Below are 22,876 nucleotides of genomic sequence, written 5' to 3' on the forward strand. Positions count from 1 at the left end.
CGTTTTTCACGGCAGGAACAAATTCCTTGGTCGGCCGTTATCGCTTTCGATAACCCGTCAATATTGCAAGGAATTCCCGTGAACAGAAATGCCCTCTACATGATCATCGGCGCCCTCATCGTTGTCGTCGCCGGCTTCTCCTATTACGCCTATCAGGAAGAAAAAAAGCCAGATGGCGTGGAAATCCAGGTCGGCAAGGACGGGCTGTCGATTCAGGAGAATTGAAGGTTTCCCCGTGCAGACGGTCGCGTCCGGACGGCCCCCTCAAATGTTGGAAGGGTCTCGGTGGAGAGCTAGAGAAGTCGCGGATAGCTCACGCGCGCTTCGTCCTTCCCGCGAAAAATTAACAATATCTTAAAATAGCGAAGCATCCACCCGTTTGGGGGATGCTTCGCCGTGCTGACGATGTTAGTCTGCACTTATATTTGAGGGGTCTTGTATTCGTTTCGATTAAGATCGTCCTAGTGCCTGTAAAGCGGGTGGGGACTTTAACCTTTATAATTCAGCAATTTGGCGCAAGTTGGGGCAGGCATGAAATTACCTTTACCGTTCGGTGGCGCTCTCTATGTGAAGTCGGCCCGTCGATTGAAGTGGGTCGAAGATAAGCGACAGGTTCCGCTGTTTATCGTCGGCGGTATCTGTATATCCTACTGGACCCGATCGACCCTCGATTGGGATCGGCGCCACGAGGAGCATGCTCGTAAGCTGCACAGCGCCTCATCGGGATTGTGAAGCTCATACGCCGCCTTCGCGAAACCCTTGGGTAGACATTGCTTCCGGCTCCGCAAGCTGCCGTACCGGATTATCGCGTCCTGTGATCGGTGTGCATTCGCCTGCGTCATTTTGCTGCGATGCAATATATTATGGTTCGCGCCACATTTTCAACGGGATGCACATGCTGTAGTCTAACCCTTGAGCGAGTGGGGAGACTGTTATGGGCAAGTGGGTCTATACCTTCGGCGATGGTACTGCCGAAGGCAGCGCCGCCGATCTGGACCATCTGGGCGGCAAGGGCGCAAATCTTGCCGAAATGTGCAATCTCGGCCTTCCGGTCCCGCCCGGCCTGACGATCGTTACCCGCGCTTGTTCTCACTATTACGACAACGGCCGCACCCTTCCCGACACGTTGAAGGATGAAGTCCGCCAGGGCATTGCCCTCATGGAAAAGGCAACCGGCCGCTTGTTCGGCGATACCAACCGCCCCCTGCTGGTGTCGGTGCGCTCCGGCGGGCGCGCCTCGATGCCCGGCATGATGGATACGGTGCTCAATCTGGGCCTCAACGATCAAACGGTGGAAGCGCTTGGCCATGATGCAGGCGATGCCCGCTTTGCCTGGGACAGCTATCGTCGTTTCATCCAGATGTATGGCGATGTTGTCATGGGTCTCGACCATGAAGTCTTCGAGGAAATCCTTGAGGACGAAAAGGGGCGCCTGGGTCACGAGAACGATACGGAGCTGTCTGCTGTCGAGTGGCAGCATGTGATCGGTCTCTACAAGGCGACCATCGAGGAAGAGCTTGGCGAGGCCTTTCCGCAGGATCCGCAGGTGCAGTTGTGGGGCGCGATCGGGGCGGTGTTTTCCAGCTGGATGAACCCACGCGCCATCACCTACCGTCACCTGCACAACATTCCGGCAGAGTGGGGCACGGCCGTCAACGTGCAGGCCATGGTGTTCGGCAATCTCGGCACCGCGTCTGCCACTGGCGTTGCCTTCACGCGAAATCCCTCGACCGGCGAGAATGAGCTTTACGGCGAGTTCCTCGTCAACGCGCAGGGCGAAGATGTCGTCGCCGGCATCCGTACGCCTCAGAACATCACCGAGGTAGCACGCATCGCCTCCGGTTCCGACAAGCCATCGCTCGAAAAACTGATGCCGGAGGCCTTCGAGGAGTTCCAGGCCATCTGCCGCAGGCTCGAGGCCCATTACCGCGATATGCAGGATCTCGAATTCACCATCGAGCGCGGCAAGCTCTGGATGCTCCAGACCCGTTCGGGCAAGCGCACCGCCAAGGCGGCGCTCCGGATTGCCGTCGACATGGCCGAAAGCGGCCTGATCACCCGTCCGGAAGCTGTGACCCGCATTGACCCCGCCTCGCTCGACCAACTCCTGCATCCGACTATCGATCCCCGCGCCCGGCGTGACATCATCGGTTCCGGCCTGCCGGCCTCGCCCGGTGCGGCAAGCGGCGAGATCGTCTTCACGTCCGAGGAAGCCGTCACAGCGGAGAAGGAAGGCCGCAAGGTCATCCTGGTGCGCGTCGAGACGAGCCCCGAGGATATCCACGGCATGCACGCTGCCGAAGGCATCCTCACCACCCGCGGCGGCATGACCAGCCACGCGGCGGTCGTTGCCCGCGGCATGGGTATTCCCTGCGTTTCCGGCGCCGGCAATCTGCGTGTCGATATCAGGAACGAGCAGTTGATCGCCGCAGGCATCACGCTGAAGCGGGGGGATGTCATCACCATCGATGGTTCCTCCGGGCAGGTGCTGAAGGGCATCATTGCCATGATGCAGCCGGAGCTTTCCGGCGACTTCGGGAAGATCATGGCCTGGGCCGACCAGAACCGTCGCATGACCGTGCGAACCAATGCCGACACCCCGGCGGACGCCCGCGCCGCCCGCTCCTTCGGGGCCGAGGGCATTGGTCTCTGCCGAACGGAGCACATGTTCTTCGAAGGCGAGCGCATCAATGTCATGCGCGAGATGATCCTTGCGGCCGATGAGGCCGGTCGGCGCGTGGCACTCGATAAGCTCCTGCCGATGCAGCGTTCTGATTTCGCCGAACTGTTCTCGATCATGCATGGCCTGCCGGTGACCATCCGCATGCTCGATCCGCCGCTACATGAATTCCTGCCCAAGACCGATATCGAAATCGAGGATGTCGCTGGCCGGCTTGGAATGAAGCCTGCCGAACTGCGCCAGCGCGTCGATGCCCTGCATGAGTTCAATCCGATGCTCGGCCACCGTGGCTGCCGGCTTGCCATCTCCTATCCGGAGATCGCCGAGATGCAGGCCCGCGCCATCTTCGAAGCGGCGGTCGAGGCCGCACGCGAGACGGGTGCCGCCGTCGTGCCGGAGATCATGGTGCCGCTGGTCGGCCTGAAAACAGAGCTGGACTATGTGAAGGCGCGGATCGATGCGGTTGCCCGGGAGGTGATCGGTGAGGCCGGCATCGAGATCGAATATCTCGTCGGCACGATGATCGAGCTGCCGCGCTCGGCGTTGCGCGCCCATGTGATCGCCGAATCCGCCGATTTCTTCTCCTTCGGCACCAACGACCTGACCCAGACCACCTTCGGTATCTCGCGCGATGACGCCGCGCAGTTCCTCAACACCTATATCCAGAAAGGCATCGTCTTGAAGGATCCCTTCGTCTCGCTCGATTTCGATGGTGTGGGCGAGCTTATCCAGATCGCTGCGGAGCGTGGACGGCGCACGAAGAACGGCCTGAAGCTTGGCATCTGCGGCGAACACGGCGGCGACCCGGCGTCCATCCGCTTCTGCGAGGAAACCGGCCTTGACTACGTCTCCTGCTCGCCCTTCCGCGTGCCGATCGCAAGGCTTGCGGCGGCGCAGGCGGCGATCAATGGCCGGGGGTAAAGCGGGGTTAAAAATTGACTGTGCCGATTCCATATTTATCGAATACAACTACATTGTTTCTCCTGAGAGGAAGTTGTCGATGAAGCATGTTTCGATCATCGTGCGCGCTGCATGGGATGCTGAAGCGAGCGTATGGGTTGCGACCAGTGCTGATATCGACGGACTCGCTGTCGAGGCCGATACCATCGAGGCCCTGGAGCCAAAAGTGGTTTCCGCGATATCCGATCTCCTAGAAATGAATGAGGTTTCCTCGGATTTGCGGAAGATTCCCGTTCACATCCTGTCGGAGCAATTCGCCCGGGTTCCGAACCCCTATTTCCGGTAGTTCGATGGCGAATTATCTGCGGGAGTTGAAAGCACTTTTGATCAAGGCCGGCTGTACTTTCGTTCGTCAGGAAAGGGCGATCACGAGATTTGGTACAGCCCGCTTTCCGGCCGGCACTTCACCAGCGATCACGGAATGAAATTGCGTCACACGGCCAACGAAACGCTAAAGCAGGCAGGCCTTCCTAAAGCGTTTTAGAGTTTGTCAGGGAAAAGTGGAAACCGGTTTTCCCGAAAAGACAAACGAAAACAAAATAATCTAAAGCATGTCGCGCAAAAGTGTGCAGCGGTTTTGCGATAACGACATGCGCAAAAACAAAGAGCTAAAGCGTGGGAAGCGAATCTGAAAGATCGCGACACGCTTTAGAGGATGTCGCGCAAAAGTGTGTAGCGGTTTTGTGATAGCGACATGCGCAAAAACAAAGAGCTAAAGCGGGGGAAGCGAATCTGAAAGATCGCGATGCTCTTCATCATCTTGGTCCAAGTTGCTAAGGCTGCCTCATAGGTCCCTCACCGATAAACGACGATCGGCCGATCCCAATCCCAGGCGCCACCATTGTAGCCGTAGCGGAAGGCGCGGCGTTCGGCGTGACGATCAAGGTCGATGCGTTGCAGGCAGGTGGCCATCGCGTCGGTGCCGCGGCGGAAGCCATAGGACATGCAGGTCTTTTCGTCCGCTGCCCGTCTCTCTTCCGGTGTCATGGTCTGGCAACCTGCGAGAAGGGCAGCAGAGACCGCAATGAAAACGATGGAACGTGCGCGCATGGAGCGACCTCGAACAGACTGTTTGCCCAAAGCGTCACAAGATTAGTTGATACAAACAGTCATGTTTGAGCCTAGCGCCGAAACGATTGTCTTTCAAGGAGTTGCCTATGCATCAAATGCGACGCAGTACATCGACGAAAGCATCCGCGAAGCTTCTGAGATCGGCGGTTTTCTCGCTGGGAGGTTCCACGCGGATAGCGGCGCCGCCGGTTTCCAGGCAGGCGAAAACGGTTGCGGCCTCATCCGATTCCGCGCGCGGAATGCGCAGAACGGCGATGCGTTCGCAATTTTCGATCAATCCTGATGCCGGCAGTTCGAAAAGCAGCGTACCGCCTATGGATGATGCCGATGCTGCCATATGGGCCGAGAAGCCCTCGCGCCCGCTGGAAAAGCCATCCACGGACAATTCCAGCTCCAGCAGTTCTATGGTGAAATCCGGACCCGCGGGATGCCCCTGGATGGAAATCTGAGGTTGAGTGGAAGACGCGACCCACTCAGCACCTGATTGGCTGTCGTTGGTCGCAGGCACAGATTCGGATGAAAGCATGCTGTTCTCCTTCTTGGCCCTAAACAGGAAACTTGCTGAGCGAGAATGGCAAATTTGCGACGCAACCTATGCGTGTTTTCGTTTCAGGTTTCTGCAAGGTCAGACAGGGATTGCGGAAACGTCGTTCCGCTGCCCGAAAAGCGCTTCACAGTTTTCGCCATCATGCTCTAAACAGGAGATGCCTGCCGTTTTCACGCCGGGCGTTGCCTGATGTGTGCGAGGGGCCGGCAGACGCATGATGATCAAGTATGAACGCCCGATATCCTACGCCGCCCTGTGGGCGCGCCGGATTGCGCGGTTTTCCTGCGGCCTGTTTCTCGTGGCAGCCCTTGCCCATCGTTTCGGCCCGCTGACGACCCCGCATCTGATCGCGATCGTGGTTTTGATAGCGGCGCTCGCGCTGGTCTCGGTGTTGCTTGCTGTCGTGGGTTTCGTGCGACTGTGGCAGATGGCGGCCGTCGGCGGCGTCGCGTCTTTCGCCGCCCTCGTCTATGCCGCGCTTCCCCTGACGGTCGTCGGCTTCGGGACTTATGTCTATTTTTCAAAACCCGCGATCTACGACATCAGCACCGATACGGTGACGCCGCCGGAATGGATCGAGAAGCCGAGAGCCGATCAGGGCTGGTTGCGCCGGCCGGCAACTGTTACTCCCCAGGACCGCGAAGCGCAGATCGAGGCCTATCCGGGCCTCACGGGCCGGCGTTACGACGGCGCACTCGACCGTGTTTTCCGTGGAGTGAAAACCGTGGCCGCCAACACCGGCATCCGGGTGGTTGCGACCGAAGGCGAGGAGAATGCGGAGGCCGATCTCGAAGATCTCGTGGTCAAGCCGGAGGCCAATGCCCCGTCCGACAGCGAGCCCGACAACGTGCCGATCCCGCTCTCACGCCCGAGCCTGATCATCGGGGATCGGCCCGCGGGCTTCAGGGCGTCCGATATCCTGCTGCAGGGCGAGTGGCGCACCCCGATCGCCGGCTTCCGTTTCGATGTTCTGATCCGACTCCGCGAAGAGGCAGAAACCACCTTCGTCGATGTGCGCGTCGCCTCCCGCTACGGCCCGCATGAACTCGGTCTTGCCGCAGGTTTCGCCGATCAATTCCTGCATGCGCTCGACGCCGAACTTCTGGGAATCGCGGGGGATTGAGAGTGCTTAGAGTTTGTCAGGGAAAGGGGAAACCGGTCTTCCCGAAAAGACAAACGGAAACAAAAGGAGCTAGAGGATGTCTGGTTCAATCTGAACCAGACATCCTCTAGCCGATAAACCGGCTTCTCTGCTCCGCCGTCGGCACCATACACTCCGCCTTCCGCCCGGCGATGCGGTAGCGGTTGCGAGCAACATGCCCATAGACCCAATCGCGCATGCGTTTCGGGATGATCCGCAAGACGCCGGCGAGCGCCCAAGGCATGCCGAGCTTCTCCAGAACCGCCAGTGCCGCCTCGGATTTCATGGCAATCTGGCCGTCGGTAATCACCAGATTTGTCTCGTAGTCACGCTCATCCAGACCGTAGTGGCGATAGAGCGCCGTCCCGAGCAGCGACTGCGCGGTCAGCATCCTGAACCGGCATTCGCGATCATGGTGCAGCACAAAGCGCGCCCAGGCCGAGCAGAACACGCATGTTCCGTCGAAAACGATGATCGGCGCCGTGTCGTCGAAAGCGGGGACGGATGAATCGTCGCGGTAGCTGTAAGCCATGCGACCGTGCGCCAAACCGGTTTTGCTCATGCCGCCCCACCCGGCGCAAGCCGGTAGTGGCCGGAAAGCGACGGTGGGCCATCGGTCTCCACCTGTCCGCGCTCGACCAGATCCTCGATATGGGCCAGCACTGAAAGAGCCGCCGCCCCGTGCAGCCGCGGATCGGTGCTGGCATAGATGATCTTCACCATCTCCGGGATCGACGTGTCGCCTGCCTTGATCCGCTCCAGCACCGCGCGCTCGCGCATGCGCCGGTGGGCGCGCAAGCCTCGCAGGAAGGCGGCAGGTTCACTCAACAAACCGCCATGGCCGGGCAGGTAGAGCCGGTCGTCGCGGGTGAGCAGCTTTTCAAGCGAGGCCATATAGTCGCTCATGGCGCCATCCGGGGGCGCGACGATACTCGTAGCCCAGGCCATCACATGATCGGCCGAAAATACCGTGCCGGTTCCTTCGAGCGCAAAGGCCATGTGGTTTGCCGTATGGCCGGGGGTTGCAAGCCCCGTCAGCGCCCAGCCGTCGCCCTCGATCGTCTGTCCGTCGCCAAGCACGATGTCGGGCTGGAACGCCATGTCGGAGCTTTCCGCAAAGGGATTGATCTCGCCCTGGTGCAGTGGCCGGGCAGCCCGGTGTGGTCCTTCCGCCACGATCAGCGCGCCGGTTGCCGCCTTCAGCCGCCGGGAAAGCGGCGAGTGATCACGGTGCGTATGGCTGACGGCGATGTGGGTTACCTCGCGTCCATCAAGCGCCTTCATCAGCGCGTCAAAATGCGCATCGTCCTCCGGGCCGGGATCGATGACCGCGACTGAACGGCCGCCGACGATATAGGAATTCGTGCCATGGAAGGTGAAGGGGCTCGGATTGTTGACGGTGATGCGCTGAACGCCATCCGCCACCGGCACCGCCTCGCCATAGGCGGGTTGGAAATCAAGCTTGAAGTCTGGCCCCTCCATGCGCCGGCGCCTCACTTGTACTCGATCTCGATGAACGACATGGGCTCAGGTCCGGCATTGACGACATTGTGTTCCATGCCCGCCTCGCGCCGGTAGGCCGCACCCTTGGCGATATCCACTCGCCGCTCGCCACCTGGCTCCTCCAGCAGGAACCGGCAATCGGTCATCGGCACGACGACGTAGCCGAGCCCGTGCACATGATGGCCGGTATCGGCGCCGGGCTCAAAATCCCAGCGGGTGATGCGCACCACGGCGTCGTCGACAAGAATGGTGGAAATGGCAGGCGGGCGGGCTTTGTATTGGCTCATCAGGGTCTCCAGTCGCCGGACCCTACTGCAGATTCGAGGCAACCGGAACGAAGCAGTGGCAAAAATTCCGCGGCGATTTTTCACGTCCCACATCCGCCGTTGCCCCGGCATGTTGTATTCGGCAGCTATCCACCGCGCTTTGGCAGAATATGGGATGATGAGGGTAAAAACGTCCAAGAAATCGACCGAAAGCCGAAACTAAGGATTGTCGTGTGCCTTCGGCTTTGCTAATCAGGCGCTCGATCGAACGGCGTTGCGCCGTTTTGCCGGAAACGAAAAACGTTTCCCGATCCTGTTGGGGCGTCGCCAAGCGGTAAGGCACTGGTTTTTGGTACCGGCATTCCCAGGTTCGAATCCTGGCGCCCCAGCCAAGCATTTCATGACGATAAATCAATTCCTGGGAGCTATAAGCCCTCGCCCTTTCAGAAATAGACACCGAATTTTAGCAAATAGCAAAAAAACCCACCGATCTGCACCGGCGGGCTTCATTGTTTTCTTGGGTCCGATGTGGCTTCTGCGAGCCAACGTCAACCAGCAGCCGGCGTCGGGGCCTTCGCGTCACCCAGGAACTGTTCACACCAGCTTGGGCCTTCCGCGCTGCGGTGGTCGCCTGCGACGTGGATGGAGCGGATGACGTAGTCGGAGGAGACTGTCAGCTGGACGGAGCAGCTCAGATATTCGGTGCGGGCAGGGGAAATGCGCTTGCCGCGCTTGCCATCCGGCCCCTTGGCGTATTCAGCCGGGATGCGACGGGTCTTGTAGCCGCCCTTCCAGGAATAGACCGTCGCGTCGCCGCTTTCGACATCCGAGACCGGGGGGCCGAACTGGGCGAAGAAGGTGCCGGCGGGCTGGCCGTTCCAGCGGGCCTCGACGGCATTGCGTGCCGGGCCAACGGTGGTGCAACCGGCAAGCGTCAGCGCAAGCCCGGCCATGGTGATCATGCGGAAGTTCATTTCGGTCGTCCCTTTGATTTCGTGCTGAAACATCTGTGCCGGCTCGCCGCAAACACCTGTGCGGCCGGAGTTTTCCCCTTGCCTCTAGCTCCAAACGCAAAGAAAGAAAATCACCCGCCGGCCACACTCCAGCAATTATTTGCAAAGGCGGTCGGCCTTATTTCTAAACCTCCAGAACCTCGGCACAGCGCGACAGGCTAATACCGCCGGTCGTGTCACTGCTGGCGCGAATGCGAGCGATCCGGTCGTCGGTAGATGAGCCTGCGAGGCAATCAGTGCAGCCTGGACCCACTCAAGCGAAAGCGCCGAATTATCGAATGCTTCCATGATCTTATCTGGGCGCATCGGCGTTTCGTCCTTAACGCCCCATGCCGCGGCGACGATTTCCCCCACCGCCTGTCGCTTTTCATGAATTTGCCGCTTGTCTCCGGCCGGATGCTGTTCTATAGAGGCGCCGCTGGTCACGGAGTGTAGCGCAGTCTGGTAGCGCACCACGTTCGGGACGTGGGGGTCGGAGGTTCGAATCCTCTCACTCCGACCAGCTAGAAGTCCGATACTACAGGGCTTTTTCATTCCCGAAAATATCTGAAAATTGTGCGAAGCCATCCGATGTCGTGATGCAAGCTGGAGAGTCTTTGCCCGGCATGGCATCGGCCATGGGTGCCCGTTCTTCGTGTTTTTCCTCAATCGGTGCGCTTTCTCATATCCTTCAAGGGAGTTGGCCGCCTTGTCGATGACATGAACGAGGCGTCAACGAAGCTGAAGGCGCTGCAGGCGCAGGAGCAATTCGCCATCCAGTCGCTGTCGATTGCCGACAGCAATTCCGAAAACGTCATGCAGCTCTTCAGGTCTTTGTCTGCCGGGGAGGGCTGGTCGCGTACCGAACCGCTTCAGTCTCTCTAATCCGGTATCGCCCGGTCGATATGGGTGCCAATCAGCATCGCCACCAGATGCACGGTGTTGCGGGCGCCGAAACGTTCCTTCATGCGCTCAAGGCGGTGCTCCACGGTTCGGTGCGAGATGCCCAACGTGGCGGCAATCTCTTTCGCGGTCGCTCCCTCGATCAGCAGCTGAACGATGGTCTCGTCGGCAACATCGAGCTTTTCGTTGCGTGCCGGCGGGTTGAGCAGGAACTGGGCATAGGAGGAAGAGATGATCCATTCCGGCCGGTCGGTATTCTTCTGCGGCAGCAGGATTCGGTCATAGCCGAGTTTGACGCCGAGAAGCTTGGTCTTGACCAGTTCCAGGGCCGGCTGCTGGCGCGCCAGCACATCCTTTAGCCGCGGAATGACCGCCTGCTCCATATAGGCGCGGTCCTTGAACTCGCCGATCCGACAATCAGCAAAGATCTTGTTGAGGTTAAGCACGCGCGTGATGAAGCCGGAATGACGGATCGTCTTCATGTGCCAGTTGAGCGGATTGTCTCCCTCGATAGTGAACACTGTCAGCCGCATCTTGATGCTGAGCTTATCAAACACACCACGATAGATATCCTCGGCCGCCGCCGGCTTTTCCGGAACGGTTTTCAGCCATTCGTCCAGCATGGTGCGCGTCACGACATTGAAGGACGTTTCTTTTGACATTCCGAAACAATCAACCCTTAAAATTTTAGGGAATACAACGGAAGGTCGCAGAAATTGCAAGAGGGTAAAAATACCCTGTACGGCGTCTTCTCTTTATAATTGCTTGGAAAATTCGATCTTTCCGGTTTTATTTTTTAGCTGGTCGTTATTTGTTTCTGGACCTTGCTAAATTAGAAATTGCATGAAATTCGGTGGCCGCTCAACGAGAAATCCCGCGGACGAGGCCGCGGGATCGTTTTGCAACGTTTATTTCCGGCAAACAATCAGCCGTCGATATCGCCGAGGATTTCGGCGGCCTTGCCGGCGGAGATGCGGCGAACTTCCGCTTCCTCGCGGCGGCTGGCGAAGAGTTCGCTAGCCAGGATCTTGTCGGCGAGATCGGCGGGCAGCGACAGCAGCACGCGGGTATCGTCCGTATGGATGCCGGCCAGCGCCGAACGCTTGGCTGTGATCATGCCGCCAGCCACCGTGTTGTTGGTGTCGGGGTCGATCAGGATGAAGGCGCCGGTGGTTCGGTTCTGCTCATAGGAGTCGAACACGGCCTGCTCGTCGAAGGAGAGATGCACCTTGCCGATGGCGTTCATGCCAAGGCCATCCGTGTGATGGCTCCATTTGCCGTTCTTCAGGTCGAGCTGGCTCGATGGCTGAACAGTGACGCGCTGGCGGCGCGAACCGCTCTTCAGCCAGTAGCGCTTGCCGGGCTGGATGCCATCCGGCTGCAGCGCGACGATCTGGGCATCGAAGGCGAGGCCGGTCTGCGGCTGCGCATCGATCGAGACAATCATGTCGCCGCGCGAGACGTCCACCTGACGGTCGAGAACCAGCGTGATCGCGTCACCTGCAACGGCGGCGTTGCGCACGAGGTCGAAGGTAACGATCTTGGTGACGTTGGCCACCATGCCCGAGGGCAGGATGACGACGCTGTCACCGGGCTTCACGGCGCCACCGGCAACCGTGCCCTGATAGCCACGGAAACTTTCACCGGGACGCGAGACGCGCTGCACCGGCAGGCGGAAGCCGACCGTCTGGGCCGAGCGTACGGTTGCCAGTTCCAGCACTTCGACCAGCGTCGGCCCTTCGTACCAGGGCATGGAAGCCTTGCCGTCGTAAACGACATTCTCGCCCTTCAGCGCCGAAACCGGGATCGCGGTAATCTGGCGCACGCCGAGCGACAGCGCCAGTTCACGGAACTCGTGGCTGATCGCATCGAAACGGGCGCGGTCGTAGCCGGTCAAGTCGATCTTGTTGACGGCGAGAACGAACTGCTTGATGCCCATCAGTGTCGCGATGGTCGCGTGGCGGCGAGTCTGTTCGAGCAGGCCGACGCGCGCGTCGACCAGCAGCACGGCGAGATCGGCAGTCGAGGCGCCGGTTGCCATGTTGCGGGTGTACTGCTCATGGCCGGGGGTGTCGGCGACGATGAAGGCGCGCTTGTCGGTGGCGAAATAACGATAGGCGACATCAATGGTGATGCCTTGTTCGCGTTCGGCCTGCAGACCGTCGAGCAGCAGTGCGAAATCGGGCAGGCCGAGATCGTTCTGCTTGCCGCTGTCGCGGCGCAGCGTTGCCGCCTGATCTTCCTTGACGGCCTTGGTGTCCCAGAGCAGTCGGCCGATCAGGGTCGACTTGCCGTCATCGACGCTGCCGCAGGTGATGAGGCGCAGCGGACGCGTGTCGCGGGGCTGGCGCTGGGCATCAACAGCCGGGAAGGCGCTGATGTTGGCAGTGCCTGTTTCGATCGCTGCGGTCTGTTCAGCTGTAGCTTGTCCAGTCGAAGAATGGGCGGTAGCGGAAACAGTCATCAGAAGTATCCTTCGCGTTTTTTCTTTTCCATCGAGCCGGATTGGTCACGGTCGATGGCGCGGCCCTGACGTTCGGAAACGGTCGCGGTTTCAAGCTCGGAGATGATGTCGTGGAGGGTGGTCGCCTCGGAGCGGATGGCGCCGGTGAGCGGGAAGCAGCCGAGCGTGCGGAAGCGGATGACTTCCTCGCGCTTGGTCTCGCCGGGCAGCAGTTCGAGGCGCGGATCTTCCGCAAGGATCATCATGCCATCGCGCTCGACGACCGGGCGCTTCTTGGCGAAGTACAAGGGTACAATCGGGATTTCCTCGGCCTGAATGTAGCGCCAGATATCGACTTCGGTCCAGTTCGACAGCGGGAATGCGCGCACGCTTTCGCCCTTGCGGATCATGCCGTTGTAGATGTTCCAGAGTTCCGGGCGCTGGTTGCGCGGGTCCCAGCGATGGTCGGGCGTGCGGAAGGAGTAGATGCGCTCCTTGGCGCGGCTCGCTTCCTCGTCGCGGCGGGCGCCACCGAAGGCCGCATCATAACCGCCGGCATCGAGCGCCTGCCGAAGCGCTTCCGTCTTCATGATATCGGTATAAAGAGCCGAACCATGGCTGAACGGCGTGATGTTCTCGGCCGCGCCGCGCGGGTTCTTGTGTTCGACCAGATCGAGATCATAGCGCTTCACGATCTCGTCGCGGAAGGCGATCATCTCGGCAAACTTCCAGCCCGTGTTGACGTGCAACAGCGGGAAGGGCACGCGGCCGGGATAAAAGGCTTTTCGCGCGAGATGCAGCAGCACGGCGGAATCCTTGCCGACCGAATAGAGCATGACGGGCTTGTCGAACTCGGCGGCCACTTCGCGGAAGATGTGGATCGCCTCGTTCTCCAGCGCCTTCAGGTGCGGATCGAGAGGTGTTTTCGAGGTCTGCGGATTGTGCAGTTCCGTTTCCGGAAGGGTCAGCGGCATTTCAAGTCTCCGGGAGTATCTTGGGAGGCGAGGTTCGCGCGGTTATCGCGCGATGCTGCTCGCGGGAAGGGGTGATTGCGGGATGGCGGAGGCAGCTTCCGCGACGTGAAGGCCGCATTCGCGCTTCTCGTCGTTTTCCCACCACCAGCGGCCGGCGCGTTCAGGTTCGCCCGGCTTGATGGCACGGGTACAGGGCTCGCAGCCGATCGAGGGGTAACCGCGCTTGTGCAGCGGATTGACCGGGATGTTTTCGGCAGCGACATGCGCCGCCATCACCTCGTTCGACCAGTCGGCCAGCGGGTTGACCTTTATCATGCCACGTTCAAGGTCGGCCTCTGCAAATGGCGTTTCCGCACGGTTGCCGGACTGGCCACGACGCAGGCCGGTGATCCAGAAGGATGCCCCTTCGAGTGCGCGCGCCAGCGGCTTCAGCTTGCGCACGCCGCAACAGGCGTGGCGCGCTTCGACGCTGTCGTAGAAGCCGTTAAGGCCATACTTGGCGGCATAGGCGTCGATATCGTCCTGCTCCGGATGGAAGCGGCGTATGAGGATGCCGTAGGTTTCTTCGGTCTTGTCGATCAGCGCCACGGTCTCGTTGAACAGGCGACCGGTTTCGAGCGTCGAGACTTCGATGTCGTGACGACCGGTAGCAATGGCCGCGGTGATCACCTGATCCTCGATGCCGAGGCTGGTAGTGAAGACGGACTTGCCTTCCAGACTGGCGACAACAGCCAAGCGACCGGAGAGGTCGAGGCCTTCAAGCTCAAGGCTCAGTGCCTTTGCGGCGATTTCAAGCGGATGCGATGCCATGAAAACAGAAATCCTGATGTTGTGTGCGGAATATCGCAGCCGGAGCCGCGAAAAGACAGGAAAACGGATTTCTAATGCTGCCCGCGCTGAGCAAATATCTCTCTAATCTCGGTCGATCAAAGAATATGGCGGAAATGTGCACTATTAAACCTTAAAATACATAAAAATTATATACTAATAATCTCCTCCACATTCCCTATGAGAAGCTTCCGGGATCGCTTTGAAAGCAATGTCGGGCTTGTTCCGCATGGCCGGCCCGCTTTCGAAGAGGGCTTCCGATGATCGGTTTTTATCGCCATCAGGAAACATTTTGAAAAATATGACAAGAATCCTCATATTTTCATTTCTTAAACTTGACAATAATTCTCATCTTAATTAGCGGAGGTTTTGTAGATTGAATCTGCCTTTAGGGGGGGCAACTCATGGCCATCACAACTATGACGCGGACAAGAACGGCACCGGTCTCGATTTCACGAAATTTATCGACAAGTTCGACACGAGCTTTGTAGCCGCAGGCTACGGCGAATTTTCCGGCGCAAATGGTATTTCTGGCAAGCAATATGCAACGGTAGACGCCGTAAAGACGGGCGTCATCTTCGACGCCGGCAAAACCGACTGGTCTTATAACACCACGACGCACCAGGTATCCGGCTCGCTGAGCGCCCTGCGTTTCGGCAGCAAACAAAGCTGGATTCGACAAGCCACACTTTCAAGCAGACGACCGATCTGAAGATCAGCGGTCTCGGTCTTGACGCATCCGCAGACGCCAACGCACTTCGCTCGAGCCTGTCCAAGGCGGACACCACCGGCCTGCTCGACCTTCTCGCCAAGAACAGCATCAACTTCGTCGGCAGCACTGGCAAGGATGTCTTCAAGGGCTTCGGCAAGGCCGATACGCTTTCCGGCGGTGCCGGCGACGACAAGCTCTACGGCGAAGGCGGCAATGACTCCCTCAAGGGCGGTGCCGGCAACGATCGTCTTTATGGCGGCGCGGGCACGGACAAACTTTACGGCGATGCTGGCGACGACTTCATCTTCGGCGATTCCGGAGCCGACACCATCAACGGCGGAACTGGCAATGACACCATCACCGGCGGCACCGGCAACGACGTGCTGATCGGCGGCGCAGGCAAGGACACGTTTGTGTTCAAGGCAGGTTCCGGCAAGGACACGATCCTGGACTTCCACGCGGGCAGTAGCACCGCAGGTGACGTGCTCCAGCTCGACAAGTCCGTGCTTTCGTCCTTCAGCGCGGTCAAGGCTGCCGCAACAGATACCTTTGACGGGGTCCTTATCAAGTTTGGAACCGGCTCGATCCTGCTCGACGGCGTCGAAAAGGCCGAACTGCACGCGAATGACTTCTTCTTCGTTTGATCTGGCCTGAGCTTGTAAATACCGGAGGCCGGGCGTTCTGCGTCCGGCTTTTCTATTTCATCTCGATAGCGTCCCGCACGCGGGCGAGACGGTCATGGTTCGCCGATCCGCCGCCGGTGGGGTATTGCGTGATCATCAGCGGCATTGCTGGTCCGTCGGCGCGGAACTTCCCGCCTGATCATCCCGGAGTTCGCGTCCCCTACCGGCGCTGACTACCGGTCGCTCACCGCCCAGCGTGGATTGATCCAGGGTTCCTGGTTGGAGCGGGGCAGTGGCTGCTTGCCGAGGATATGGTCGGCGGCCTTTTCGCCGGTCATGATCGAAGGGCCGTTGAGGTTGCCGTAGGTGATATCCGGAAAGATCGATGAGTCCGCGACGCGCAGGCCGTCGATGCCGATCACCCGTGTTTCCGGGTCGACCACCGCCATCAGATCGTCTTTCGATCCCATCTTGCAGGTGCCGCAGGGGTGATAGGCGCTTTCCAGATGGTCGCGCAGGAAATCGTCGATCTGCTCATCGGTCTGCACGTTTTCGCCCGGCTGGATTTCCGGCCCGCGAAACTCATCGAACGCCTTCTGGCCGAAAAGCTCGCGGGTAAGGCGCACGCAATGGCGGAATTTTACCCAGTCTTCTTCGGTGCTCATATAGTTGAAGCGAATGACGGGATCCGCCATCGGATCGGAAGACGCAAGCGTGACATTGCCACGTGATTTCGAGTGGTTATAGCCGACATGCACCTGGAAGCCGTGGCTCTTCGCCGCCGCCTTTCCGTCATAGGAAATGGCGACGGGCAGGAAATGGAACTGGATATCCGGCTGTTTGATGCCCGGAGCCGAGCGCACGAAAGCGCAGCTCTCGAACTGGTTGGACGCTCCGAGCCCCGTGCCGGAAAACAGCCACTGCGCACCCGCGACACCCTGCCAGAACCCGGGCAGCCACGAGTAAAGCGACACCGGTTTCAGCGATACCTGCTGGAAATAAAACTCCATATGGTCCATCAGGTTTGCGCCGACACCCGGCCGGTCGAGCTTCACCTCGATACCCATGTCCTTCAGATGTGCCGCCGGGCCGATACCCGACAGCATCAGGAGCTTGGGCGAATTGAAGGAGGAGGCTGAGATGATGACTTCGCGGTTGGCCTTCACGATCTCTATCTTGCCGCCGCGCTCGATTTCGACGCCGAGGGCGCGGCCATTCTCGATCACGATCCGGCGGGCGAAACATTGCACGAGTTCGACATTCGGGCGCTTCATCGCCGGTCTCAGATAGGCATTTGCGGCAGACCAGCGGCGGGATTTCCAGATGGTCTGCTCCATCAGGCCGAAGCCTTCCTGCTTCTCGCCGTTGTAATCCTCGGTCGTCTCGAAGCCCGCCTCGCGACCGGCCTCGACAAAGGCCTTGAACAGCGGGTTCTTCACCGGCCCGCGCTGCACGTGCAGCGGCCCGTCCGTGCCGCGCCATCCATCCTGACCGCCATGGGAGCATTCCATGCGCTTGAAGTAGGGCAGCACATCAGCATAGCCCCACCCCTTGGCGCCGGCCTCTTCCCAGCGGGTATAGTCTTCCGCCGAGCCCCGCACATAAACCATGCCGTTGATCGACGACGAGCCGCCGATCACCTTGCCGCGCGGGGCTGTGATGCGCCGGTTGTTGAGGTTCGTTTCGGGCTCGGAGAGATAGCCCCAGTTGTAGCGCTTCATGCTCATCGGCCAAGCGAGTGCCGCCGGCATCTGGATGAACGGCCCGATATCCGATCCGCCATATTCCAGCACCATAACGGTGTTCCTGCCGTCCTCGGAGAGCCGGTAAGCCATGGCCGAGCCGGCCGAACCGGAGCCGATGATGATGAAGTCTGCGTTCATGGTCAGTGTCTCGTTTCTTGAACGGCGATATCGGTAATGGCTATAAGAAACTTGTGATTTTTATCGCCAATTGATATGGAATGCGCATGAAGGAAATTCGCTTCTCGCGGCGTGCCTACAAGGCGCTTCAGTCGATGCAGCCCACGCGGAAGGTGGCATCATCGAGAAGTTGCACGCTTATGCGCGAGGGGAAACAGTCGATATCAAGAAGATGATAGGCCTTCCCTATTTCCGGATTCGCGTGGGTCAGGATCGCGTTATCATCGATGATCTCGGTGTCGTGGTCATGGTTATGAATGTCGGACCGCGCGGAAGCATCTATAAGGAGTGAATTCAGATGAGCGAAATCCAGAAGCTGACAATCGACGGCAAAGGCTACGTCCTCCTGAGCGAGGAGGATTACGAAGATCTGATCGACGGGCTGGAAGCCCATGCCATCATGGCGCGGATTGCGGCCGGCGAGGAGACCTGGCCGATGGAGGTCGTTGAAGCTCGCGTCAGAGGAGAAAACTCTGTCCGCGTTTACCGTAACTACCGTAAGCTCACCGCCTCCGAACTTGCGGCTGCCGCCGGCATATCCCAGCCCTACCTGTCCGACATCGAGAACGGCAAGAAGACCGGCTCCGTCGCGGTGCTGAAGCGCATCGCGAAGGTGCTCAAGGTCGATCTCGACGATCTCGTTCCGGACGTTGCGGAGGACTGAGGCGCTCATCTCAATACGGCGCCTCGACCTTGCCCATGGCCACATAAACCGTCTTCAGCTCCGAATAATGCTCCAGAGCCGCCGCCGAATTTTCGCGGCCGAAGCCGGATTGCTTGGAGCCGCCGAAGGGGATTTCGACCGGGCAGAGATTGTAGGTGTTGATCCAGAGCGTGCCGGCTTCCAGCTGGTCGACGACGCGGTGGGCGCGGGTCATGTCTGATGTGAAGACGCCGGCCGAGAGGCCGAATTCAGTGGCGTTGGCACGGGCGATCACCTCTTGCTCGGTGTCGAAATCGAGCACGCACATGACCGGCCCAAAAATTTCCTCCCGCGCGATCGTCATGTCGTCGGTGACGTCGGCAAAGACTGTCGGCTGGATATAGGTGCCTTCCGAGGAAACCGAGTTCGGAATGCCGCCGCCGGTAAAGAGCGTCGCGCCCTCTGCCTTGCCCTTGTCGACATAGGAGAAGACCTTGTCGAGCTGGGGACGCGACACCATCGGGCCGAGCTGTGTCGCCTCGTCCATCGGGTCGCCGATGATGATGTTCTCGGTGCGCTCCTTGAGGCGCGACAGGAATTTCTGCTTGATGCCCTTCTGAACGAAAACGCGGGTGCCGTTGGAGCAGACCTGGCCTGTCGAATAGAAATTGCCCAGCATCGCCCCGCCGATGGCGCTTTCGAGGTCGGCGTCGTCGAAGACGATCAGCGGCGACTTGCCGCCGAGTTCCATCGTCACATGCTTGAGATGACCGGCTGCAGCGGCCGCGACCTTGCGGCCGGTCGGCACCGAGCCGGTGAGCGAAACCTTGGCGACATCGGGATGGTTGACGAGCAGCGGTCCGGTCTCGCGGTCGCCCTGGATGACGTTGTAGAGCCCCTTCGGCAGGCCGGCCTCAACAAGGATTTCGGCGATCTTCAACGCGCCGAGCGGCGTGTTTTCGGATGGCTTGAAGACCATGGCGTTGCCGGCGGCAAGCGCCGGCGCGCCCTTCCAGCAGGCAATCTGCTGCGGATAGTTCCAGGCGCCGATACCGACGCACACACCGAGCGGCACGCGCTTGGTATAGGCGAAATCACCGCCGAGCGGGATGTAGTCGCCGTTCAGCGCCGTGGCGATGATGCCGCCGAAGAACTCGAAGCTGTCGGCGCCCGAGATCGGGTCGGCGACGATGGTTTCCTGGATCGGCTTGCCGGTATCGAGCGTTTCAAGCTCCGAAAGTTCGCGATTGCGCTCGCGTATGATCTCGGCAGCGCGCTTGAGGATGCGGCCGCGGGCGGTCGGGCTCATCGCCGCCCACTCCGGCTGGGCGCGTTTTGCGGCGGCGATTGCCTTTTCGACGATAGCGGGCGTGGCCGCATAGAGTTGGGCGATCACCTCGCCGGTCGCGGGATAGATGCTTTCGAAAACGGTGCCGGTGGTATCCTCGACATAGTCGCCGTCGATGAAGTGGGAAGCTTTGGGTTGTGCACGCATCATTTGGCTCTCAATTCTTCGTAGGACACCATGACATGTTCCTGAAACGCAGGGCGCTCTGTCAGCGCCTGATAATAGCGTTCCAGAACAGGCCGCGGCCGGCGTTCGATATCGATGGTGAAGTAGCGGTAGAGGAGGTGGCCGAACTGGATGTCGGCCGGGGTGAAAGTATCGCCGGCGAGATAGGCGTGGCGGGAAAGCTGGGCTTCCGCGATGTCGAGCTTGCCCTGTAGCGCCTTGACGGCGGCGGTAATCGCAACCGGGTTCTGATCCTTCGGGGCGGTGCGGACGACATGCCAGAAGATCGGCACGGTGAAGCCTTGGGAGAAGGTGACCTTGGCCCATTCCGCCCATTTGTCGACCGGCGCGCGGGCAACCGCATCTTTCGGCCAGAAGCTGTCGTCGCCATAGCGGGCGGCGAGATAGCGGATGATGGAGCCGGATTCCCAAAGTGGTTCCATGCCGTCATCGATCAGCACCGGCACGAGGCCGTTCGGGTTCAGCGCCAAAAATTCCGGCGTATCGACCACGCCATAGGTGAAGCCGGCATCGGTGCGCTCGTAGTCGAGCCCGAGCTCACTGATGCACCACATCACCGCCTGCACGTTGGACGAGGATTTTCGCCCCCATATCTTGATCATCGTTCACTCCCCGCGTGGATAGCGTTTGGATTCTTCGAGATTGTCGAGGTTCATGTGGTTGCGCATGTAGCGCTCGGAGGCCTTCTGCAGCGGCTGATAATCCCAGGGATAGTAGGAACCATTTCGCAGCGCCTCGTAGACGATCCAGCGGCGGGCCTGGCTTTCGCGCACGGCGGCATCGAAGGCTTCCATGTCCCAGCGCACATCGCGCATTTCCTGGAATGCGCGCAGCGTCGGCGCATGGGCGGGAACGCCGGCAAGATTGGTAAGCTCCAGCGGATCGGCCTCCAGATCGAACAACTGGTCGGGATCGATCTCGCAGTGGATATATTTCCACTTGCCCTCGCGAATGCAGACGAGCGGGGCATAGGAACCCTCCGCCGCATATTCCATGATGACGGGTGAGGTCCGTTCCATGCCGTTGATCACTGGCACGAGGCTTTCGCCATCCGTCCACGGCATGATCTCGTCCATGGAAATGCCGGCGAGATCGCAGAGCGTCGGCAGGATGTCCAGATTGGAAACCGGCGCCAGATGCAGGGCAGGCGTGATACCGGGACCTGCAACCATCAGCGGCACGCGAGCTGAGCCCTCGAAGAAGTTCATCTTGAACCACAGTCCGCGCTCGCCGAGCATGTCGCCGTGGTCCGAGCAGAACAGGATGACGGTATCATCCAGCATGCGGGTGCGGGTCAGCGTGTCGATCAGCTCGCCGACCTTCTCGTCCAGATAGGAGATATTGGCGAAATAGGCGCGGCGCGAGCGACGGATATTCTCTTCCGTCACCGCGAAGTTTTGATAGTCGCAGGCGTGGATGAGACGCTGCGAATGCGGGTCCTGCTCGGCAAGCGGAATATCGCCCACGTCCGGCAGCAGGTGCTCGCAATTCTCGTAGAGATCCCAGAACTTTTTACGCGCAACATAGGGGTCGTGCGGATGGGTGAAGGAGACCGTAAGAGCCCATGGGCGGCGGGCCGTGTCGTCCTGCTCTCGGGAAAGGTGATAAAGCTTCTGGTTGGCGAGGAAGGCGACTTCGTCGTCATATTCCATCTGGTTGGTGATTTCGGCGATACCTGCACCGGTGACGGAGCCGAGATTGTGATACCACCAGTCGATGCGCTCGCCGGGCTTGCGGTAATCCGGCGTCCAGCCGAAATCGGCGGGGTAGATATCGGTCGTCAGCCGCTCCTCGAAGCCGTGCAACTGGTCCGGGCCGACGAAATGCATCTTGCCCGACAGCGCCGTGTAGTAGCCGGCGCGGCGCAGGTGGTGCGCATAGGTCGGGATAGATGAGACATATTCGGCGGCGTTGTCATAGACCCGCGTGCGGCTCGGCAGCTGTCCGGCCATCATCGAGGCGCGAGCGGGCGCGCAGAGCGGCGAGGACGTGTAGTTGTTTCGGAAGCGCGCCGAGCGTTTTGCCAGCGCCTTCATATGCGGCGCATGCAGGAAATCCGCCGGACCGCCGGGAAAGAACTTTCCATTGAGCTGGTCGACCATGATGATGAGAATATTCGGTCGCCTAGCGGTCATGCTGCATGTCCCTTTTCGGTATCGGTCTGGATGGAAAACATCTGGAGATTGAGGGTGATGTAATCGTCGGTGAGGCGCATGGAGGCATCCGCCGTCACCGGCGAAGACCCGAGCGCGCGACGAATATAAAGCCCGTCGATCATCGCAGCTGTTCCCTCTGCGATGCGGTTGGCGTCGGTGGCGGAACAGAGCTGCTTCAGGCTATCAACGAGGTTGGAATGCAGCCGCCGGGCGTAGATAACCAGCAGCCGCCGCGTCGCTTCCGAACGCTGTGCCTCGGAATAGAAGGCGAGCCATGCGGAAATTGTCTGTGGGGCGAATTGGTCGGCCTGGAAGCTGACGCGGATGATCGCCGAAATCCTGTCGCGCGCATGTTCGGCGGCCTTCAATGTCCGGACCGTATCATTCCGCAGCTGGCGCAGCAGGAAGCGGATGGTTTCCGTCAGCAACTGTTCCTTGGAGCCGAAATAATGATGGGCAAGGGCAGGAGAGACACCGGCCTTGCGGGCGATATCCGACATCGTGACTGACAACGTGCCCTGATCGCCGATCACCTGCAGCGCGGCATCCACCAGTGCCCGGCGGCGCACCGGCTCCATCCCGATCTTCGGCATGCGTTTTTCCCCTTTTGTTGCATCCATGGTATTTTTGATTGATCCGTCAATCAACAAAAAAATTTACAGCTTTTTGTTGTAATGTTCTCGTTTTGGTTGGATGCTGAGACTCTCGCTTTTTGGGGGGCGACAGAGGCGAATGGATGTCAAGGAGGAACGTTTTCTGCGGGCAGGATTGCTAACGATTGCGGGAGCCGCCGGCATTATCGCACTGGTCATCGTAGGCTATTCGCTGAGGGCGGGAACGGTGCCAAAGGACTGGATGACCCCACGTTGAAGTGTCTAGGTGTTTCAATGGTCGCTCTTGTTCTTTGTCGTGTGGGTCGACTTTTAAAGGAAAATTCCTGGGATTCGAAATTGAGTTCGACAGCGTTGCCGCCCTTGC

22 protein-coding genes, 2 tRNA genes and 2 pseudogenes are annotated in these 22,876 nt (G+C 59.7%); 11 read left to right on the forward strand and 15 right to left on the reverse strand.

Annotation, left to right across the window (positions count from 1 at the left end; genetic code table 11):
- The first annotated feature begins 78 nt into the window (after positions 1-78).
- The 4 genes and pseudogenes from QO002_RS07960 to QO002_RS07975 all read left to right on the forward strand — a co-directional run bounded on the left by QO002_RS07960 (position 79) and on the right by QO002_RS07975 (position 4,124).
- On the forward strand, positions 79-225 hold the full coding sequence (locus tag QO002_RS07960; protein ID WP_307228414.1) for a hypothetical protein: 147 nt from the start codon (positions 79-81) through the stop codon (positions 223-225).
- A gap of 709 nt (positions 226-934) precedes the next feature.
- Positions 935-3,601 (forward strand): pyruvate, phosphate dikinase, encoded by a 2,667-nt coding sequence (ppdK, locus tag QO002_RS07965; RefSeq protein ID WP_307228416.1) that lies wholly within the window; start codon positions 935-937, stop codon positions 3,599-3,601.
- Positions 3,588-3,926 (forward strand): DUF1902 domain-containing protein, encoded by a 339-nt coding sequence (locus QO002_RS07970; protein WP_307228418.1) that lies wholly within the window; start codon positions 3,588-3,590, stop codon positions 3,924-3,926. The genes ppdK and QO002_RS07970 overlap by 14 nt, the downstream gene beginning before the upstream one ends.
- A 4-nt stretch (positions 3,927-3,930) precedes the next feature.
- A pseudogene (locus QO002_RS07975) lies at positions 3,931-4,124 on the forward strand (type II toxin-antitoxin system HicA family toxin).
- A gap of 311 nt (positions 4,125-4,435) precedes the next feature.
- On the opposite strand, the gene QO002_RS07980 reads toward QO002_RS07975, so the two are convergent.
- Together QO002_RS07980 and QO002_RS07985 are read right to left on the reverse strand one after the other, a co-directional pair.
- Positions 4,436-4,690, reverse strand: a complete 255-nt coding sequence (locus QO002_RS07980; protein WP_307228420.1) for a hypothetical protein — start codon at positions 4,688-4,690, stop codon at positions 4,436-4,438.
- A 112-nt stretch (positions 4,691-4,802) separates the two neighbouring features.
- Entirely contained in the window at positions 4,803-5,237 is a 435-nt protein-coding gene (locus QO002_RS07985; protein ID WP_307228422.1) for a hypothetical protein, read from the reverse strand.
- A gap of 235 nt (positions 5,238-5,472) precedes the next feature.
- Between QO002_RS07985 and QO002_RS07990 the strand changes: the two genes are divergently transcribed.
- Positions 5,473-6,381, forward strand: a complete 909-nt coding sequence (locus tag QO002_RS07990; protein ID WP_307228424.1) for a DUF1499 domain-containing protein — start codon at positions 5,473-5,475, stop codon at positions 6,379-6,381.
- A gap of 106 nt (positions 6,382-6,487) precedes the next feature.
- On the opposite strand, the gene QO002_RS07995 is transcribed toward QO002_RS07990, so the two are convergent.
- Genes QO002_RS07995 through QO002_RS08005 form a run of 3 tightly spaced genes read right to left on the reverse strand, consistent with a single transcriptional unit; the run spans position 6,488 to position 8,189 of the window.
- Positions 6,488-6,961, reverse strand: a complete 474-nt coding sequence (locus tag QO002_RS07995) for a thiol-disulfide oxidoreductase DCC family protein (protein ID WP_307228426.1) — start codon at positions 6,959-6,961, stop codon at positions 6,488-6,490.
- Positions 6,958-7,881 carry an MBL fold metallo-hydrolase gene (locus tag QO002_RS08000; RefSeq protein ID WP_307228428.1) on the reverse strand — a complete coding sequence of 308 codons (924 nt, stop codon included), beginning with the start codon at positions 7,879-7,881 and terminating at the stop codon, positions 6,958-6,960. Before QO002_RS08000 ends, QO002_RS07995 begins: the two co-directional genes overlap by 4 nt.
- An 11-nt stretch (positions 7,882-7,892) precedes the next feature.
- Entirely contained in the window at positions 7,893-8,189 is a 297-nt protein-coding gene (locus QO002_RS08005) for a cupin domain-containing protein (protein WP_307228430.1), read from the reverse strand.
- A gap of 296 nt (positions 8,190-8,485) precedes the next feature.
- Between QO002_RS08005 and QO002_RS08010 the strand changes: the two genes are divergently transcribed.
- Positions 8,486-8,560, forward strand: a tRNA-Gln gene (locus tag QO002_RS08010).
- Between the two features lie 156 nt (positions 8,561-8,716).
- On the opposite strand, the gene QO002_RS08015 is transcribed toward QO002_RS08010, so the two are convergent.
- Positions 8,717-9,142 carry a hypothetical protein gene (locus QO002_RS08015; RefSeq protein WP_307233235.1) on the reverse strand — a complete coding sequence of 142 codons (426 nt, stop codon included), beginning with the start codon at positions 9,140-9,142 and terminating at the stop codon, positions 8,717-8,719.
- Positions 9,143-9,606: 464 nt separating this feature from the next.
- On the opposite strand from QO002_RS08015, the gene QO002_RS08020 reads away from it, so the two are divergent.
- Positions 9,607-9,683: transfer RNA gene (locus QO002_RS08020), tRNA-Pro, on the forward strand.
- A 173-nt stretch (positions 9,684-9,856) separates the two neighbouring features.
- Positions 9,857-10,045: pseudogene (locus tag QO002_RS08025) on the forward strand (flagellin); the annotation flags it as partial.
- Here QO002_RS08025 and QO002_RS08030 read toward each other — a convergent pair.
- The 4 genes from QO002_RS08030 to QO002_RS08045 form a co-directional block, all read right to left on the reverse strand.
- A complete protein-coding gene (locus QO002_RS08030) occupies positions 10,042-10,725 on the reverse strand; it encodes a helix-turn-helix transcriptional regulator (RefSeq protein WP_307228432.1) in 684 nt (227 codons plus the stop codon). The pseudogene QO002_RS08025 and the gene QO002_RS08030 overlap by 4 nt on opposite strands.
- Positions 10,726-10,988: 263 nt before the next feature.
- Entirely contained in the window at positions 10,989-12,527 is a 1,539-nt protein-coding gene (cysN, locus tag QO002_RS08035; RefSeq protein WP_307228434.1) for a sulfate adenylyltransferase subunit CysN, read from the reverse strand.
- Positions 12,527-13,480 carry a sulfate adenylyltransferase subunit CysD gene (cysD, locus tag QO002_RS08040; RefSeq protein ID WP_307228436.1) on the reverse strand — a complete coding sequence of 318 codons (954 nt, stop codon included), beginning with the start codon at positions 13,478-13,480 and terminating at the stop codon, positions 12,527-12,529. The genes cysN and cysD overlap by 1 nt, the downstream gene beginning before the upstream one ends.
- A gap of 42 nt (positions 13,481-13,522) precedes the next feature.
- Complete coding sequence (locus QO002_RS08045; protein WP_307228438.1) at positions 13,523-14,290, reverse strand: phosphoadenylyl-sulfate reductase; 768 nt, start codon at positions 14,288-14,290, stop codon at positions 13,523-13,525.
- An 837-nt stretch (positions 14,291-15,127) separates the two neighbouring features.
- Here QO002_RS08045 and QO002_RS30880 point away from each other — a divergent pair.
- A complete protein-coding gene (locus QO002_RS30880) occupies positions 15,128-15,664 on the forward strand; it encodes a calcium-binding protein (protein ID WP_370878544.1) in 537 nt (178 codons plus the stop codon).
- Positions 15,665-15,876: 212 nt separating this feature from the next.
- Here the strand turns inward: QO002_RS30880 and betA are convergent, their stop codons facing one another.
- Positions 15,877-17,526, reverse strand: coding sequence for a choline dehydrogenase (gene betA / locus QO002_RS08055; RefSeq protein ID WP_307228442.1), 1,650 nt, complete (start codon positions 17,524-17,526; stop codon positions 15,877-15,879).
- A 337-nt stretch (positions 17,527-17,863) separates the two neighbouring features.
- Here betA and QO002_RS08060 point away from each other — a divergent pair, with 337 nt between their 5' ends.
- A complete protein-coding gene (locus QO002_RS08060) occupies positions 17,864-18,229 on the forward strand; it encodes a helix-turn-helix domain-containing protein (protein ID WP_307228443.1) in 366 nt (121 codons plus the stop codon).
- A gap of 10 nt (positions 18,230-18,239) precedes the next feature.
- Here the strand turns inward: QO002_RS08060 and betB are convergent, their stop codons facing one another.
- The 4 genes from betB to betI are packed head-to-tail and all read right to left on the reverse strand — an operon-like array spanning position 18,240 to position 22,491.
- The gene (betB, locus tag QO002_RS08065) at positions 18,240-19,703 is read right to left on the reverse strand and encodes a betaine-aldehyde dehydrogenase (protein WP_307233237.1); all 1,464 of its coding nucleotides are present in this window, start codon (positions 19,701-19,703) and stop codon (positions 18,240-18,242) included.
- Positions 19,703-20,344, reverse strand: coding sequence for a glutathione S-transferase family protein (locus QO002_RS08070; protein ID WP_307228446.1), 642 nt, complete (start codon positions 20,342-20,344; stop codon positions 19,703-19,705). The genes betB and QO002_RS08070 overlap by 1 nt, the downstream gene beginning before the upstream one ends.
- Positions 20,345-20,347: 3 nt before the next feature.
- Positions 20,348-21,877 carry a choline-sulfatase gene (gene betC, locus QO002_RS08075; RefSeq protein WP_307228448.1) on the reverse strand — a complete coding sequence of 510 codons (1,530 nt, stop codon included), beginning with the start codon at positions 21,875-21,877 and terminating at the stop codon, positions 20,348-20,350.
- A complete protein-coding gene (gene betI, locus QO002_RS08080; protein WP_307228450.1) occupies positions 21,874-22,491 on the reverse strand; it encodes a transcriptional regulator BetI in 618 nt (205 codons plus the stop codon). The genes betC and betI overlap by 4 nt, the downstream gene beginning before the upstream one ends.
- A gap of 139 nt (positions 22,492-22,630) precedes the next feature.
- Here betI and QO002_RS08085 point away from each other — a divergent pair, with 139 nt between their 5' ends.
- Complete coding sequence (locus tag QO002_RS08085; RefSeq protein WP_307228452.1) at positions 22,631-22,768, forward strand: hypothetical protein; 138 nt, start codon at positions 22,631-22,633, stop codon at positions 22,766-22,768.
- The last annotated feature ends 108 nt before the right edge of the window (positions 22,769-22,876 follow it).

The organism is Pararhizobium capsulatum DSM 1112 (genome assembly GCF_030814475.1).
Lineage (GTDB): Bacteria > Pseudomonadota > Alphaproteobacteria > Rhizobiales > Rhizobiaceae > Pararhizobium > Pararhizobium capsulatum.